At 73.6% G+C, this 15,871-nt stretch carries 14 protein-coding genes and 1 pseudogene; 5 read left to right on the forward strand and 10 right to left on the reverse strand.

Annotated features, from left to right (window positions below; translation table 11 throughout):
• Both ACH4SE_RS18990 and ACH4SE_RS18995 read left to right on the forward strand, forming a co-directional pair.
• The coding region (locus ACH4SE_RS18990) for a hypothetical protein (protein ID WP_398544566.1) at positions 1-1,136 on the forward strand (1,136 nt) is incomplete at its 5' end.
• Positions 1,133-1,738 carry a hypothetical protein gene (locus ACH4SE_RS18995; protein WP_398544567.1) on the forward strand — a complete coding sequence of 202 codons (606 nt, stop codon included), beginning with the start codon at positions 1,133-1,135 and terminating at the stop codon, positions 1,736-1,738. The genes ACH4SE_RS18990 and ACH4SE_RS18995, both read left to right, overlap by 4 nt.
• A 13-nt stretch (positions 1,739-1,751) precedes the next feature.
• On the opposite strand, the gene ACH4SE_RS19000 is transcribed toward ACH4SE_RS18995, so the two are convergent.
• From ACH4SE_RS19000 to ACH4SE_RS19020, 5 genes and pseudogenes are all read right to left on the reverse strand, one after another.
• Entirely contained in the window at positions 1,752-3,983 is a 2,232-nt protein-coding gene (locus ACH4SE_RS19000; protein WP_398544568.1) for an AAA family ATPase, read from the reverse strand.
• The gene (locus ACH4SE_RS19005) at positions 3,980-4,717 is read right to left on the reverse strand and encodes a DUF4255 domain-containing protein (protein ID WP_398544569.1); all 738 of its coding nucleotides are present in this window, start codon (positions 4,715-4,717) and stop codon (positions 3,980-3,982) included. The genes ACH4SE_RS19000 and ACH4SE_RS19005 overlap by 4 nt, the downstream gene beginning before the upstream one ends.
• Before the next feature lie 53 nt (positions 4,718-4,770).
• Complete coding sequence (locus tag ACH4SE_RS19010; protein ID WP_398544570.1) at positions 4,771-7,314, reverse strand: HYR domain-containing protein; 2,544 nt, start codon at positions 7,312-7,314, stop codon at positions 4,771-4,773.
• A 459-nt stretch (positions 7,315-7,773) separates the two neighbouring features.
• Positions 7,774-8,133, reverse strand: coding sequence for a nuclear transport factor 2 family protein (locus tag ACH4SE_RS19015; protein ID WP_398544571.1), 360 nt, complete (start codon positions 8,131-8,133; stop codon positions 7,774-7,776).
• 23 nt (positions 8,134-8,156) lie between these two features.
• Positions 8,157-8,821 (reverse strand): annotated as a pseudogene (locus tag ACH4SE_RS19020) (oxidoreductase).
• 110 nt (positions 8,822-8,931) lie between these two features.
• On the opposite strand from ACH4SE_RS19020, the gene ACH4SE_RS19025 reads away from it, so the two are divergent.
• Positions 8,932-9,453, forward strand: coding sequence for a winged helix-turn-helix transcriptional regulator (locus ACH4SE_RS19025; RefSeq protein ID WP_398544572.1), 522 nt, complete (start codon positions 8,932-8,934; stop codon positions 9,451-9,453).
• Between the two features lie 62 nt (positions 9,454-9,515).
• Positions 9,516-10,628, forward strand: a complete 1,113-nt coding sequence (locus ACH4SE_RS19030; protein ID WP_398544573.1) for a DNA alkylation repair protein — start codon at positions 9,516-9,518, stop codon at positions 10,626-10,628.
• 222 nt (positions 10,629-10,850) lie between these two features.
• Here the strand turns inward: ACH4SE_RS19030 and ACH4SE_RS19035 are convergent, their stop codons facing one another.
• From ACH4SE_RS19035 to ACH4SE_RS19055, 5 genes are all read right to left on the reverse strand, one after another.
• Entirely contained in the window at positions 10,851-11,336 is a 486-nt protein-coding gene (locus ACH4SE_RS19035) for a phospholipase (protein WP_398544574.1), read from the reverse strand.
• A gap of 258 nt (positions 11,337-11,594) precedes the next feature.
• Positions 11,595-12,359: an SDR family NAD(P)-dependent oxidoreductase gene (locus tag ACH4SE_RS19040; protein ID WP_398544575.1), complete on the reverse strand. Its 765-nt coding sequence runs from the start codon at positions 12,357-12,359 to the stop codon at positions 11,595-11,597.
• 109 nt (positions 12,360-12,468) lie between these two features.
• Entirely contained in the window at positions 12,469-12,966 is a 498-nt protein-coding gene (locus ACH4SE_RS19045; protein ID WP_398544576.1) for a hypothetical protein, read from the reverse strand.
• Positions 12,967-13,035: 69 nt separating this feature from the next.
• Entirely contained in the window at positions 13,036-13,911 is an 876-nt protein-coding gene (locus tag ACH4SE_RS19050; protein ID WP_398544577.1) for a bifunctional 5,10-methylenetetrahydrofolate dehydrogenase/5,10-methenyltetrahydrofolate cyclohydrolase, read from the reverse strand.
• A 480-nt stretch (positions 13,912-14,391) separates the two neighbouring features.
• On the reverse strand, positions 14,392-15,036 hold the full coding sequence (locus tag ACH4SE_RS19055) for a cyclodeaminase/cyclohydrolase family protein (RefSeq protein WP_398544578.1): 645 nt from the start codon (positions 15,034-15,036) through the stop codon (positions 14,392-14,394).
• Between the two features lie 210 nt (positions 15,037-15,246).
• Between ACH4SE_RS19055 and ACH4SE_RS19060 the strand changes: the two genes are divergently transcribed.
• Entirely contained in the window at positions 15,247-15,813 is a 567-nt protein-coding gene (locus tag ACH4SE_RS19060) for a dihydrofolate reductase family protein (RefSeq protein ID WP_398544579.1), read from the forward strand.
• The last annotated feature ends 58 nt before the right edge of the window (positions 15,814-15,871 follow it).

Raw genomic sequence — 15,871 nt, forward strand, 5'->3', positions numbered from 1 at the left:
TCGGCAACCTCGCCGCCAAGGTCAAATCCGTCTTCCACGCCGTCGCCAAACCCGTCAACCGCGTCATCGACAAGATCGTCGGCTTCATCATCAAGGCGGGCAAGAAGATCTGGGCGAAGCTCAAGTCGACGTTCGGCGGGAAGAACAAGCCCGGAAGTAAGAAGGATGCGGAAGATGATAAGAAAGATAATCCGAAGAGTAGGGATGTAAAGCGCAAGGCCCATGAGTTGCTTGTCGGCCGCACCTCATCTCCGGTAGCCTCCGTCGAGGCGCTCGAGTCGACCGTGCACCAGGTGTTCACGCAATTGCGGCCCGAGGGCCTGAAGTCCCTGCGGCTGAAGCCCGTCGAGGGGGGTGGGCGACGGTATTCCGTACTGGCCACGGCCAGCCCCGAGGAATCGGTTCTGGAAACGTCCGTGGTGTATTCCGGGGAGGATTACCGGGACATCATGAGGTCGGCGATCCCCCGAGGCGGCATCATATCCTTCCTCCACGGCGTGGCGAGCGGCGAACCCAAGACCGTCAAGTTCAAGGGCGCCGAGGTCAAGGTCGACTTCGCCTTCTTCGAAGAGGCGTGGAATGCGACCCAACTGGTCGTCGACCTGGTCAAGGACCGCTTCCGTGCGGCCATGAACGCCCATCACGAGTGGATCCCCAGCAACTTCATCCTTGAGGTGATGAAGCGCGCCCGGCAGGCCGCCGCCGACGGCGAGGCCTGGATCGACCTCCAGCACGAGCTGCGTAACGAGACGTTCCGGGTCGTGTTCGCGCCGGGGAAGTCGCGCAAGGTGGAAAAGGACTCGGTCAACGGTTCCCCGGAGAAGGACTACACGGTACTCCAAGGACACTCGGGGGCGGTCTACTGGAAGAAGGAGGAGCAGACCGTCGGCCAGGCGGATTTCCACAACGCCCTGCGGGACGCATTCACCGCTTCGACCACTCCCTCCGGTGCGGTCGCCGGGGCGCTGAAGGTGGCGAAGGAATGGGTCTGGGACGGCGGGGGCATGACTCCTGGGATGCACCCCGACCTCTTCAACAAGAAGAACGGCGGGACGCGGATAACGGCGGAGTACCAAAGAGGCAATCTTGCCAAGATCATGGAGCGCTTCGAGTCCCTCGCAAGGAGAGTGAGTTGAGCAACTTCGCGGCGGAGGCCACAGGTAGTTCCGGAGAGGCGGAGGGCTGGGTCCGCGATTCCCCTCTCGACGGCGCCGAAAAGGAACTGCTTCTCGCGTTCGTCCGGCGGTTTCCCGGACTCGGTTTCACCAGGGACGCCGGTGCGCGCGCGGGGAGGGCGGCCGAGCAGAAGGAGGGCGTGCGCCTGCCGCCCTGGCTCCACGGGATCCGGCAGGTCCTGTGTTCCGCTGCCCCGGACGTGCAGGTCCGCTTCGACGACTTCGACTCGTACACGCCGAGGGCGGACTACCTGGAGGAGATCTGGTACTCGATCGGGCTGGTCTCGATGGGCGAGGAGCAGCGGCATCTCTTCGTCGAGGAGGCAGGCGTCTTCCCCGTCGGGGAGTGGGAGGAGTCGAACCGCTCGTTCCTGGCCGTGAATCTCAGGGATGTCGGCGACACCCAGGTGCTCGAGTTCTCCGCTCCCGATCTGATGGACAACATCTCCGAGGGCAAGCCCGCGAACGTGTCGGTCCATCCCGCTTTCCGCTCGTACGCCTCCATGCTGTCGCACGTGACCGCCTGCCGGACCGCGGACGGGGCAGTCGTCGAGGCGCAGTAGGCAGGCCGCTCCGCTACGCCGTGAGCAGGTGGGCGTATTCGCCGAATTCGGAGGGCAGGGTCAGGCGGCCGAGCTTCTGGTATTCGCGCTGCACCGCGTGGATGAGCATCGGCATCGTCAGCTCCGTGCCGGCCTCCGCCGCGAGGTAGGCCGCGGTCACGGCGATGGAGCGGATGTTGCCGCCGGCCAGTTCGAAGGACTCCGCGCAGAAGTCGAGGTCGAGGGTGGACGGGGCGGGGAGGACGGGGCGGAGGGCGCGGCGCCAGAGGAGGCGGCGCTGCTCCGGGTCGGGGAGCGGGAAGTCGACGACGAGGTCGAGGCGGCGGGTGAAGGCGTCGTCGAGGTTGGCGCGGAGGTTGGTGGCGAGGACGGCCAGGCCGTCGAAGGTCTCCATGCGCTGGAGCAGATACGCGCTCTCGACGTTGGCGTAGCGGTCGTGCGCGTCCTTGACCTCCGAGCGCTTGCCGAAGATCGCGTCGGCCTCGTCGAAGAGCAGGACGCCGTTGACGCCGGCGGCCTCGCTGAAGATGCGTTCGAGGTTCTTCTCGGTCTCGCCGATGTACTTGTCGATGACGGTGGCCAGGTCGACCGTGTAGAGGTCGAGCCCGAGGTCCTTCGCGACGACCTCGGCGGACATCGTCTTGCCCGTGCCGGAGTCGCCCGCGAAGAGGGCGGTCACGCCGCGGCCGCGCCCGCCGCCCGGGCGCATGCCCCATGTGCCGAGGACGAGGTCGCGGTGCCGGGCGCGGGCGGCGAGCTCGTGGAGCTGGGCGAGCGGGTCGGCGGGGAGCACGAGGTCGTCCCAGCCCACCGCGGGCTCGACGCGCCGGGCCAGCCGGTCCAGGCCCGCGGCGTTCTGGGCGCGCGCACCGGCCCGTACGTGGTCGGCGTCCAGCGGGGCGTCCGAGAGCAGCGCGGCCTGCGCGGTGCTGCGGGCGGCCCGGGTGATCTGGTCCGGCGTGAGGAGGAAGGGCGCGAGGGTGCGCCGCACGTCGAGGCCGTCCGGCACCGGCGCCTCGTACGTGCGGGCCCACAGCGCCGCGCGGGTCGCCGGGTCGACCCGCGGGGCGTGCAGCAGCAGCGGGGGGCGGGCGGACCAGGCGGCGTCCCAGGGTGTGCGCCCGACGAGGACGGTGAGCGGCGCGGTGTCGGCCAGCAGCCGCAGGGCCTCCGTGCGTTCGGGGGTGAGGGCTTCGAGGGGCGCGCACACCAGGCCCGCGCCGGTGAGCCGCGCCTCGCGGGCCAGGACGCGTACGGCCTCCGCGGGGTGCGGGTCCTGGGCCAGGCGCAGCAGGTCGACGCCGAGGACGCGGTGGCCCGAGCGCAGCAGTGCCGCCGCGGCCAGGGCGGTGCCCGCGCCGCCCTGCTCCTCGCGGAGGTGGGCGAGGCGGACGCCGTGGGACAGGGCGGCGGCGAGGACGTCCGGATCGCCGACACCGGGGACGTCGTGCCAGGACGTGAGCAGGTCGGCGAGCCGCGGGTCGGGGGTGTCGTCGCCCAGCAGGTGGCCGGTGACGCGGTCGGGCACGCGCAACGACCTGCTGAGGAAGGGGCGTTCGGCTTCCTCGACCACGAGCAGCCCGCCGGCCCGCAGCGGTGCCTGCGGTGCGAGCCGGGCCCGTGCGTGCGGATCGGCGGCGGCCCGCCCGCACAGACCGAGCGCGAGTCCGGTGGTCGGGCGGCAGCGCGCGACATGGTCGTTGAGGTAGCCGTAGAACTGCTCGAAGCGGTCGTCGAGGTCGGGCACGAGGGCGATGAGCAGGATCTCGACGTCGAGCGGGGTGAGCCCGAAGGTGCGGGCGAGGTGCCGCAGCCGCGAGGCGCCGCGGGCGGGGGCGGTGCTGCCGCCGGGCAGGGGCCCGGGGGAGGGTCCTGTGCCGGGCGCACCCACCGGGCCTGCGGGGTAAGGGGGGCCGTCCGGAGCGCCGCCGGCCGCGGTGCGCTCCGCGGCGTCCGCCAGCGCCTCGGCCGCGGCGAAGCGTTCGGCGTCGGTCTGGTCGGGACCGGCGAGGGAGCGGCCCTCGTCCAGGAGCCGCCGAACCGTCTCGTCGCTGAGGTAGAGCCCGCGGAAGGCGTCGTCCGGCTGCGGGTCGACCGCCTGCCGCGCGTCCACCGCCCGCCGGACGCGCTCCTCGACGAGCGCGGCCCGTGCGAGCAGGTGCCGCAGGCTCAGGTCGGCGGAGCCGGTACCGGTGCCGTACGGCCCCTCCGCGGCCGCGTACGGTTCCCCGGGCCCCGCGCTCACCGGTCCTCCGCCACGCGGGACGAGATGCCCGACCGGCGGGGTTCGTGCGGCTCGCGCGGCGGCGGTGCGGGTACGTCCGGCCTGAGGCCGTAGACGGGGAGTTCGGCCCCGGACGGCGTCCGGGAGGGCGCGCGCTCCGGCGGGGCGCCGGGCGGCGGCACGCCCTCGGAGAAGCCGAGCTGCAGCCCGTCCTCGCCCACCGGCGGACCGGCGGCGTACACCGGCGACTCCGTCACGGGCACGCTGATCACCAGGTCCAGCGACGGCTTCAACTCCCCGCCGAGCGCGCTCCACACGTCGGCGAACGACCGGTCCTCCGGCGGCGGCAGGGCGACGCTCATCGGCACGGAGAGGCCGAGTCCGGCCAGCGTGCCGCTGAACAGCTCGGGCGACAGCGCTTCGTAGCGCAGCAGGCACAGCAACAGCGAGGACAGCAGGCGGTGTTCGTCCTCCGGCCGGCGCGTCCAGGCGGTGATGAGGTACGAGAGCTTGAAGTAGCGCGGGGGGCGGCGGCGGCCCGTGACGGTGCCGTGCTCGTCGTACTCGTTGAGCAGCCCGCGCTCGCGGCGCCGCATGTCCTCGCGGATGTCGTAGAGGTAGAGGTTCACGGTGGGGGCGTTGACCTTGGCCGCCCAGTCGCGGGTGGGGGCGTCGAAGACGACGGCGACCTGCCCGCCCGCGAGCGGTTCGGCCCGGAGGAGGGCGCGCAGGGCCTCGTCGACCTCGTGGATCATGTGTGCCTGCCTCCTTCCGGCCGGTGCGGGCTCAGTACGGGCTCAGTCGGGGCTCAGCTGCGTGCCGCGAAGTCCGGCGGCTGCACGGTCTGCTGCACGACCAGCACCGGTACCGCCGCCGGGGGGTCGTATCCGGCGGGCGCGGCCCGCAGTTCGCGCACCCCCAGCAGGTCGCGGGCCAGGACGACGACCTGCGCCGTGAAGGTGCCGTCCGGTGCCACGAGCGCGGCGTCGGTCCGCGCGGTGAGCCCGCGGCTCCACGACAGCGGGACGGCGGAGCCGGGCGGGAAGTCCGTACCGCGCACCACGACCACGTCGCCGGGCCGGACCACCGCCGGGCTGAGCGCCAGCTTCGGCTGGAGGACGCGGAGGGGGGCGGTCGCGGTGTTGTCGGACGTCCGCGGGTCGGTGGGCGAGCCGTGCACGCCGACGCGCACGGTGCCGGTCAGCGGCACGTGGTAGACGGCCTGCTGGAGCACGGTGACCCGGCCGCCGGGCGGGATCGTGCACGGCTCCGCGCTCGTGCACGCCGTCAGCGCGCCCACGCTGCTCGTGCCCGCGGCCGTCGCGGGCCACGCCGACGACACGACCACGCCGGTCGCGGCACGCGGGCCCGCGTTGGTGATCGTGACCTGCGCGAGCGTAGAGGCGCCGGTGTACGTCGGGGCGGGCCCCACACCGATGTGGACGGCGAGATCGGCCTGGTTCGGGATCGGCTTCGGGAGCACCGTGAACGTCGCCTCCGCGGTGCCGGTGTTGCCCGCGCTGTCCGTCGCCGTGCAGGTGACGGTGGTGGCGCCGAGCGGGAAGAGCGAGCCGGACACGGGCGTGCAGGCGACGGGGAGCGGGCCGTCGACGCCGTCCACGGCGGTCGCGGTGTAGCTGATGTGCGCGCCTTTCGAGCCCTGTGCCTCGACGGACCGGCTGTCGACGGTCACCACGGGCGCGGTGACGTCGCGGACGGCGATGCCGATGATCTCCTGGTAGTCGTTCGCGGGCTGCGGCAGCGGGGCACGGGTACCGCCGGTGGTGCCGGTGGTGGTGCCGGTCGTCGTTCCGGCGGTGGTGCCCGTGGCCGTTCCGGTGGTGGTGCCCGTGCTGCTCCCGGCCGCGGTGCCCGTCGACGTACCCGTGGATGTGCCGGCCTGCGTACCGGCGTCCGTGGCCGTGCCGCCCGTCACGGCCGCGCAGCCCGCAACGCCGCCGGGCAGGCCCGCCACCGTGTCCGCGAGGAGGCCGTCCGGGCCGGTGAGCAGGCCGCCGGGGTCCGGACCGTCCGGACCGCACGGGGTGTTCCCGGCGCCGGCACCCGCCACGGAGCCCGCCCCGGCAGTGGCGTCGCCCTGGCCGCCCGTCCCCGCCACGGGCGCGGGCGTGCCCGTCACCCCGTCCGTGCCGGGCGAGGCGGCTCCTGGAGGAGGGGCGGTACGCGCGGGGCCCGTCCGGAATCCGCTGCGGACGGGATGCGCGGTCACGACGTCGGGGCCGGAGGTGCCCGGCACCCTGCCGTCGAGCAGGAACTGCACCGCGCAGGTCAGTTCGGTGCCCTGGGGTGCGTCGGGGGAGACCGCGACCGTCTCGTCGAAGGACGCGGTCTCGCCGCTGGTGACCGTCCGGCTGGCCGGAGCGAGGCTCACGGTGAGGGCGGGGTCGCAGCCGAGGGTCTCGTACGTCACGGTGGTGGGCAGGTTGACCAGGCCGTCGCCGATGGCCTGGGCGACGGCGTTCTCGTTGACACCCTTCATCAGTTTGCCGCCGGTGGCCGTGACGACCTTGGTCGCCTCGTCGGGGTCGTGGGTGCCCTCGTGGTTGTTCGGGGTGTCGCCGTTGCCGTCGAGGCCGTCGCCCAGGTCCGTGTCGATGTCGACGGCGAGCACGCGGACTCCCGCGGTCCTGAGCGCGTCGATGGTGTCGTCGAGCGGGTGGCCGAGGCTGGGGTCGTGGCTGGAGGCGTCACCGATCAGGACCACGATCGGGCTCGCCTCGGGCCGGAAGGAGATGCGTCCGCCCGCTCCGCCGGCGATCTGCCAGAGCCCGTTGATCCAGTCCTCGGCGGGGCCGGGGCTGCCGTAGCCGCGTTCGGCCGTGAGGTCGTCGAACCAGCCGCCCATGTCGGAGACGTCCGAGGTGAGCTGGTGCTCCACGGTGAAGGCCTTGGCGCCGTCCGAGACGTCGCCGTACGCGGTGAGGGCGAAGCGCGCGCCGGGCTGCTGCTGCAGGACGCTCGTCGCCACGGTCTTCATGGACGAGGCGACGTTGGCGATGCTGTCCTTCATGCTGCCGGTGTCGTCGATCAGCAGCACCACGTCCGGCCGCGGGGGGATCGTGGGCGTGGCGACCGTCTTCGCCACGTGCGTGGACTCGCCGGGCGCCAGCGCCTGGTCCACCACCTGCGGGTTCACCGGCGGGCCTGCGACGGAAGGGGGACGTCCCGCCGCCATGCCGGGTGCGGCACCGGCGACGAGGAGCAGGCCGGCGACCAGGGCGCCGAGCCGCAGCGCGCGGCGCGCGGACCGGCCGGGCCGCGCCCCCGGGGCACCGGCCGCGGCACCGGCTCTCCCGCCGCCGCTACCGCCGACATGCTGACGCTCGCGCACCGAACCCCCCCAGCCCAGCTTCCAAAAACCGCACCAGCCGACACCGTCGCGTGCGGGGGCCGGAACGGGCAGCGCGGAGCGGGTCAAACCATCGGGTACGAAGGGGCTGCCTCTTCGGACACCGGGCCCCGGCACCCGGGCCGCCGCCCGGTAGCCGGCGCGCTGCCCAACTGGGCGCACCCTCTGGAGCGGACCGGCTCGGCAGCGGACCCCCACCATGCCCTCCCTCCCGGAAGTGCGCGCGGCCGCCGGCGCCGCGTGCGTGGCCGGAACCGCAGGGCTGCTCACCGCGCCCGCGGCCGCCGCGGTGACATCCGGGCCGATCACCGGGCTCGGCGGCAGGTGCGTGGACGTCGCCGGCCTCGGGGACCATCGGTACGGCGGCGAAGAAGGGGGCCGCGCGGTGTCTCCAGGGATGCCGCCCGGCCCCGCGAGGTCGCCGGGTACGCTTTGCGTGGGTCAGGGCTCGATGCGCAGGTCCTCGATGAGGCCGTCGCCGAGGCTGAAGCGGAAGTGCAGGTCGACCACGCCGCCCGGGAAGTCGCCCTCCAGGTGGTGGGTGGCGACGTAGTGGTCCGCATCGGCCTTCTGCGCGCCGATGAGTTCGATCGTGTACGTGTACTCGCCGGCAGCACGGGTCATCCAGGCTTCGATCGCCGGGGCTCCCTGATGGGTCCTGCCCTCGTCGGTCACGGTGGCGTCCGGGTGGAGGAAGCTGAGTGCCGTGGCGGCGTCGTGGGCGCGGTGGGCCTTCAGGAAGCCGGTGACGGCCTCGGGCAGAGCCTCGGGAGCGATGGTCTGGGGCTGGTCGGTGGACATGAGGACTCCTGGGGGTTCGGGGATCAGACGGTGGGGACGGTGCCGCCGTCGATGACGTGCTCGGCGCCGACGATGGCGGAGGCGCGGTCGGACACGAGGAAGGCAACGAGCTCGGCAACTTCCTCGGGGCGGGCGGGGCGGCCCAGCGGGATTCCGCCGAGGGAGTCCATGAGCTGCTTCAGTGCCGCTTCGTGGGTGGTGCCGGCGTTCTCCGCGATGCGGGCGACGAGCCCGTCGGCGGCGGTGGTCCGGACGAAACCGGGACTGACGGAGTTGACCCGGATGCCGAGCGGAGCGACCTCGTTGGCCAGGCCCTTGCTGTACGTGGTCAGCGCGGCCTTGGCGGCGGCGTAGGCGAGGGTGCCGTCCCACAGCGGCATGCGGCGCTGGATCGAGGAGACGTGCACGATGGCGCCACGCCCGGCTTCGGTCATGGCGGGCAGCAGGCCGCGGTCCAGGCGGACGGCGGCGAGGAGGCTGACGCTGAGCTCGTTGGAGCGGCCAGGTCCGCGGTGACGATGTCCGGGGCGGCTGTGCCGTCCGGGCGGCTGCGCGCGGTGACCAGCACGGTGGCGCCGGCCTGGGACTGGCGCCGGGCGACCGCCGCACCGACGCCTTTCGTGCCGCCGGTGACCAGGGCGCGTCGACCCTTCAGGGAGTCGCCGGTTTCGCCGAGGGGGGTGGCCATGATGTGTTCCGTTCCCAAGTGCGGACCGAAGAGGGGGCGCACCCGTCGTTACTGCTAAAATAGAAGCCAGTAGCTTCGACTTTAGCAGTAACTCTGCGGAGGTGGTCAACTTGGCAAGCCGGATCAGGGCGGAGGACTTCGAATGCCCGCTGTCCACGACCGTGCAGCACGTCGGCGAATGGTGGACGCTGCTGCTCCTCCATGACGCCTTCGACGGGTACACCCGCTTCGACCAGTTCCAGGAGAACCTCAGCATCTCCACCAGCATGCTCACCGCGCGCCTCAAGACGCTGGTCGCGGACGGCCTGCTGGAGCGCCGTCCCTACCAGACCAATCCCGTCCGCAACGAGTACGTCCTGACCGACCTGGGACGCTCCCTGCGCCCCGTGATCATCACCTTGGCGGCGTGGGGCAACTCCCGCCTCACCCCCGAGCAGCGCAGCATGATCCTGATCGACACCACAAGCGGCGAAGAGGTCGAACCCGTGGTCGTCGACGCCACAACGGGCCGCCGCCTCGACGACAGCCATGCCTACGTCTTCGCCGCCGGCCCCGCCGCCAGCCCCGCCATGCGGGCCCGCTATCCCCGCAGCGGCGGGACCACCGCTGACGAACCCGCCCGCACCAGCTGACGCAACGCCACCCCCGGCGGGTCGAGCTGCACCCGCTCGCCCCGCCCTTCCCCGGAGGATCCGTGCCCACCGCCGACGAACTGATCAGCCCCGACAGCATCCGCGGCCTGACGGCCGTCCTGCGCAGCACGTCCCCCACCGCCTCCCGCTGGCGCACCGTGGCCGGCAGCGCGGCCACCCTCGGCCCGCTCTCCCTCAGCCGGCGGGCCCGTGCGGTCGGCGAGGCCCTCCTGGCCGACACCGGTCACCACTACGCCCAGCTCGCCCACGCGACGCGCGCGGCCCTCACCAGCGACGACCTCACCGGCTGGATGGTCTGGCCGCTCACCGAGGCCGTCGCCTCCGCGGCCACCGCATCCTCCTCCGATGCAGACTTCGACGACGGACTCGACCTCCTCGCCCAGCTCACGCCCCGTCTCACCGCCGAGTTCGCGCTGCGGGCCTTCCTCAACGCCGACCTGCCCAGAACGCTGGCCGCCGCAGCAGCCTGGACCGCCTCCCCCGACCCCGCGGTGCGTCGGCTGGCCAGCGAGGGCACCCGCCCCAAACTGCCCTGGGCCCGCCAGGTCCCCGAGCTGACCCGCAACCCCGCCGCCACCCTCCCCCTGCTGGACCGGCTGCACACCGACACCTCCGCCACCGTGCGCCGCTCGGTCGCCAACCACCTCAACGACATCTCCCGCCTCGACCCCGATCTCGCCACCGCCCAGGCCACCCGCTGGGCGAACGGCGCCGCACCGACCAGCCCCGCGCTGATCCGCCACGCCATGCGCACCCTCGTCAAACAGGGCAACCCCACCGCGCTGGAACTCGTCGGCTTCCACGGCGACCGCACCGACCTCACGGTGGAAGGCCCCCTCCTGAAGCGAACCGGCATCCCCCTGGGCGGCACACTCGACTTCACCGCCCGCATCACCAACAACTCGGACAAGCCGGTCACCCTGGCCGTCGACTACGTCGTCCACCATCGAAAGGCCAACGGCAAACAGGCCCCCAAGGTCTTCACACTCGCCAAACGCGCCCTGTCCCCCGGCGAGACGACCGAACTGGGGCGCAGCCACTCCTTCCGTCCCCTCAGCACACGCCGCTACTACCCCGGCGCCCACGCCATCCAGCTCCAGGTCAACGGACACCCCTACGACAAGGTGTCCTTCACACTCGTCTCCGCCGGATAGCCCCCGCGTCCGTCAGGGGGCCGGAGCTGCCGACCCGCGGCCTGCCCGAATCGGACCGGGAACGCCGTCCTGTCCGCAGCTCCGCGGATCCGTCGTGCTCGGCGGAGTGGCCGGCCGCCAGCGGCACGGCCGTGCGGCTCCACGACCGCAACGGCCCGCAGCTGACGGGAGCGGCACACCGGCGGGCCGGGACCGCGCAACGGCCCCGGCCCGCCGGGCGGTTCAGGAGGCGTTCGCCGCGGGCGCGGCGCTGCCGAAGACGTCCACCGCGTGGTAGTACGTCCACGCCGTGGAGTCGCACGCGGATTTGGTCACCCCGGAGTAGGCGGCGCAGACCCGCTTGAGGTCGGCGTAGAGCATGCTGTCCAGCCGGGCCTTGTTGGCGGCGAAGGTGCCCGCCTTCTTGTAGTTGCGGTAGCCGAAGTCGTGGCGCGCGCAGGAGAGTTTGAAGGGGAAGCCGAGCGGGTTGTCGGGGGAGTCGGAGCAGTAGTCCGTCGACCAGTCGAAGCCGTACGCCGACCAGGCGGCCTGGTTGTTGCGGGCGGCGAGCCAGGCGTTGTAGCTGGCGGCGCTGGTCTGCGTCCAGCTGCTGAGCACCTGCGGCTTGTCGGCGGGGGCAGCCGCGGCGGGGGTGGCCGCGGTGAGGACGGCGGGCAGGGCGAGGGCGGCGGCGGCCAGCGGAAGGGCCGGACTGCGGAAGCGGCGCATGTGAACCTCCGGGCGGTGGTGGGGCACTGACGGGACGTCCGGTTCTTCGCGCGGGACCGCGGGTCGGGGCGTGCGGGGGGCGACGCCGGGGTCTACGCGCGAAGAGCCGCGCCGAGATGGTTCCCGCCATCCGTGCACCGGTAACCGCCGGGAGGGGTGAACCCGCGGTGAATTGACGTGACGTCAGGAGCGCGTGCACCGTCGTGCACGCGCCGGCCCGGCGTGGTGTGCGCCGGGTCCTCCGGAGGCGAAGGGCGCCTACTGCTCCCGGTGGACCTTGTAGTTGGACGCCTGCGCGCGCGGGCGCAGCACCAGCAGGTCCACGTTGACGTGGGAGGGACGGGTGACGGCCCAGCAGATGGTGTCGGCGACGTCGTCGGCGGTCAGCGGCTCCGCGACGCCCGCGTAGACGGCCTCGGCGCGGGCGGTGTCGCCGCGGAAGCGGGTGAGGGCGAACTCCTCGGTCCTGACCATGCCGGGCGCGATCTCGATGACGCGGACCGGGCGGCCGTTCAGTTCCAGCCGCAGCGTCTCGGCGATCACGTGCGCGCCGTGCTTGGCGGCCACGTAGCCGCCGCCGCCCTCGTACGTCGCCAGGCCCGCGGTCGAGGAGAGCACCACGACCGTGCCGTCGCCGGAGGCGTCGAGGGCGGGCAGGAGGGCCTGCGTGACGTTCAGCACGCCCAGGACGTTGACCTCGTACATCGCGCGCCAGTCGGCGGGGTCGGCGGTCGCGACGGGATCCGTGCCGAGCGCGCCGCCCGCGTTGTTGACCAGGACGTGCACGGGCGGCAGCTCCGCCAGATCCGCCGCGAAGGCGTCGACGGCGGCCCGGTCCGTCACGTCCAGGGCGTGCACGGAGGCGCTGTGGCCCGCGGCCTCCAGCTCCTTGGCGAGCGCGCCGAGGCGGTCGGTGCGGCGTGCGGTGAGCACCACGTGGAAGCCGGCCTCCGCCAGCCTGCGGGCCGTCGCGGCACCGATCCCGCTGCTCGCGCCGGTGACCACTGCGGTACGGGTGCTCATGCTGCCGCCTTTTCCGTAAGGGGACGAGTGTGGGTTCGTACGGGTGGTGCGTGCGTCCCCCGGGGAGTTTATGCGGCGCTCCCGGCTGGCCGGGGTGCGGCCCCGGCGATCACCGGCCGGCAGCCGCGGCCTGCTCGGCGCACAGGGCCCGCAGCATCACGCGCTGGTCGAAGGCCAGGAGCCCCACCGTGGCGGCGCACATCCCCGCGGCGAAGGCCAGGTGCGCCCAGCCGGAGGTGGCCTGCATCCCGATCGCGCCTAGCACGGCGTGCACGCCGAGCCGCAGCGCGATCAGCCCCGCCGCGATCTTGCGGGTGCGCCTGCCCTTGAGCATGGCCTTGGCCATCTTCAGCCGGCCGCGCAGCACGGTGGCGGCCAGCACCAGGTTCACGGCGGCGCACCCGGCGAGGACCATCCACCCGTCCGGGTGCGCCTTGAGGACGTCGAAGGCCCCGCCCATGAGGCCTTCGAAGGCGAAGAACCACACGGGGACCGGCCGGAAGTCCGCGGGGGCGCGGTACTGCCCGGCGGCCGGCGCGGCGGCGGTGGCGGCCGGCAGGACGTCAGGAGCGGTGTGCGCCGCGGGAAGTGCCTCGGTGATCGTCATGGCACGAGCATCGCCGCCGGCGGGGGGCCGGCGGCAGAGCCGTCCGTCCGGGCCCGGCCATGACAGATGTCACGGCCGGGCGGTGACCTGCTGCGCCGTCTGCGCGGCCAGTGCGGTGTGCCGCAGCAGCAGCGCGGTGGTGACCGGGCCGACCCCTCCGGGCACGGGGGAGAGCGCCGCGGCGACGCCCCGCACGGACTGCGCGTCCACGTCGCCCGTCAGGCCGCCGTCCTCGGTCGGGTTGGTGCCGACGTCGACCACGACCGCGCCCGGCGCCAGGTGCTCGGCGGTGATGAGCCCGGCGCGTCCGGCCGCGGCCACCACGATGTCCGCGCCGCGCGTCACGGCGGCCAGGTCGGCGGTCCTGGAGTGGCAGACGGTCACGGTCGCGTCGCGGTCCAGCAGCAGGTGCGCGAGCGGCTTGCCGACGACGGTGGAGCGGCCGACGACCGCGACCGTGCGCCCCGCCAGCGCGAGCCCGTGCGCGTCCAGCAGCCGTACGACGGCCTCGGCGGTGGCCGGCGCGAAGGCGGGCAGCCCCGCGGCGAGGCGGCCCAGACTCAGCGGGTTGGCGCCGTCCACGTCCTTGGCCGGCGCGATGGCCCCGGCCAGGTCCGCGGCGGACGCGCCGGGCGGCAGCGGCGTCTGGAGGATGATCCCGTGCACCCCGGCGTCGCCGCTCAGCGCCGCCAGCTGGGCGCGGATGGCGTCCGGTTCGGCGTCCGGCGGCAGGGTGACGGTGTCGCAGACGATGCCGATCTTCGCGGCCGCGCGTGTGATGGAGCGGACGTACCACGCGGTGCTCTCGTCCTGCGTCGCCACGACGACCACCAGCCGCGGCGCGGCTCCGCCGCCGCCCACCAGCCGCTCGGCGATCTCCTGCGCCTCCGCGCGCAGGCCGGCCGCGCACTCGGCGCCGGTGAGGGATGCGGTGCTGTCGCTCATGGCTGACGACTCCTCGGTACGGGGGGGAGCAGGGGTTCGCGCGCAGCGCCAGCGTAGGCGCTCCGGACGCCTGCGCCGCGGCGGCCGCCACCCGGGCCCGCGCCGGGCACGCGGCTCGGCGGTGGGGCGTGGCCGTGCTGCAGGTGCGGTGTGGGTGCCGGTGGTCGTTCGTCTGGCGGTTTGTGCCGGGGGCGGGGGCGGGCCCGCGCTGGGCAGGCGGTTCGGCGGCGGGGCGTGTCCGTGCTGCGGGTGCGGTGCGGTGCGGTGTGGGTGCCGGTGGCCGTTCGTCTGACGGTTGTGCCGTGGCCGGGGGTGGGGTCTGCGGTGGGGCGTGGCCGAGCTGCCGGTGCGGTGTGGGTGCCGGTGGTCGTTCGTCTGACGGTTGTGCCGGGGGCGGGGGCGGGCCGACGCGCCTGCGGGGCCCCACGGGCGGCGGGCGGGAGGGGTGCGCGTCGTCCGCGACCCGCCGCGCGAGGGGGGTCAGGCCAGTGACGCGCGGACGGACTCCGTGACCGCCGCGGCGCGGGCCGCGAGGGCGTCGACGTCGGTGACGGTCGCGGCCAGGGCGGCCCGGGTGTCGGGGTCCCTGACACCGCCGAGGTTGACCTCGACGTTGACGCGGGCGGTCGTCGCGGCGGCGCGCGCGGCCTCCGCGGCGGCGGCGACGTCGGTGACGACGTTGCGGTTGCCGATCGGGAGCAGTTCCTCGGCGAGGGCGACGAGCCGGCGGGCGACGGCGACGACCGCCCCCGGCGGCTCGGCCGCGCCCACGAGGGCGCGCGCGATGGCCGCCGACCGCGCGGCCTTCTGCGCGTCGTCGCCGCGCGGCAGCGCGTAGGCGTCCGTGACGGCCGTGAAGGCGGCCGCGTCGGCAGCGGCCAGTTCGAGGGCGGTGGCACGCAGTTCGTCGCTCTCGGCGGTGATCCGCGCGATCGCCCCGGCATGGGCGGCGTACTTCTCGCCGGTCGAGTAGCGGGCGACCATGGCCAGCAGCGCGGCGCCCTGCGCGGCGTGCAGCGCCGCGGCCGCGCCGCCGCCGGGGGCCGGTACGCGGGCGGCGAGCCGCTCCAGGTAGCCGCCCACCGTGTCGTCCTGGATCCGCGCCGTCCCGCCTGCCGTGTCCACCGCGCCGTCCTCCCCTGCCGCCTTCCGGCGGCATGCCCTCCGATTGCCTGCGAGCCTATCGTGCGCGGCGAATGCGCTGGTGGCGGCGCATTGTCGGACCCGCACGGCACAATCCGGGACAGGAGTATCCGGATACCGGAAGTACGAACACCCGGACGGAACGGCGGGCTCGTACCCGGAGGCGAAGGCGGGAAGGAGAGTGCGGGCGCGATGGGGAAAATCGTGTGCGCGATGTCGGTTTCCCTCGACGGTTTCATGGAGGGACCGGAGCGGGAGATCGACTGGCATCTCGTCGATGACGAGCTGCACGCCCACTTCAATGATCAGCTGCGTGACATGGCCGCATTTCTCGACGGGCGCGTCACGTACGAACTCATGGCCGAATACTGGCCCACCGCCGACGAGGACCCGCAGGCCCCCGCGCCGGTCCGGGAATTCGCCCGGATCTGGCGGGAGATGCCCAAGATCGTGTATTCCCGAACGCTGGAGAGCGCCGCGTGGAATGCGTCGGTGGTGCGCGAGGTGGTGCCCGCCGAGGTCGAGGCGCTCAAGGCGCGGGCGGGCGGTGATCTCGCGGTGGGGGGCGCCGGTCTGGCCGCCTCCTTCGCCGCGCACGACCTGATCGACGAATACGCCGTCTACGTCCACCCGGTGCTCCTGGGCTCCGGCAAGCGGCTCTTCCCGCCGGCCGCCGGCCGTACGCGGCTGCGGCTGGCCGAGAGCCGCACGTTCGGGAACGGGGTGGTGCTGCTGCGCTATGCGCGTGAGCGCGGTTGACGGTGACTTCGCCGGAATTGCGCGGGGGATCTTTTCGAAAGCCTCACAACTGCCCCGC

This window comes from Streptomyces sp. NPDC020983 (genome assembly GCF_044333485.1).
Classification (GTDB): Bacteria; Actinomycetota; Actinomycetes; order Streptomycetales; family Streptomycetaceae; genus Actinacidiphila.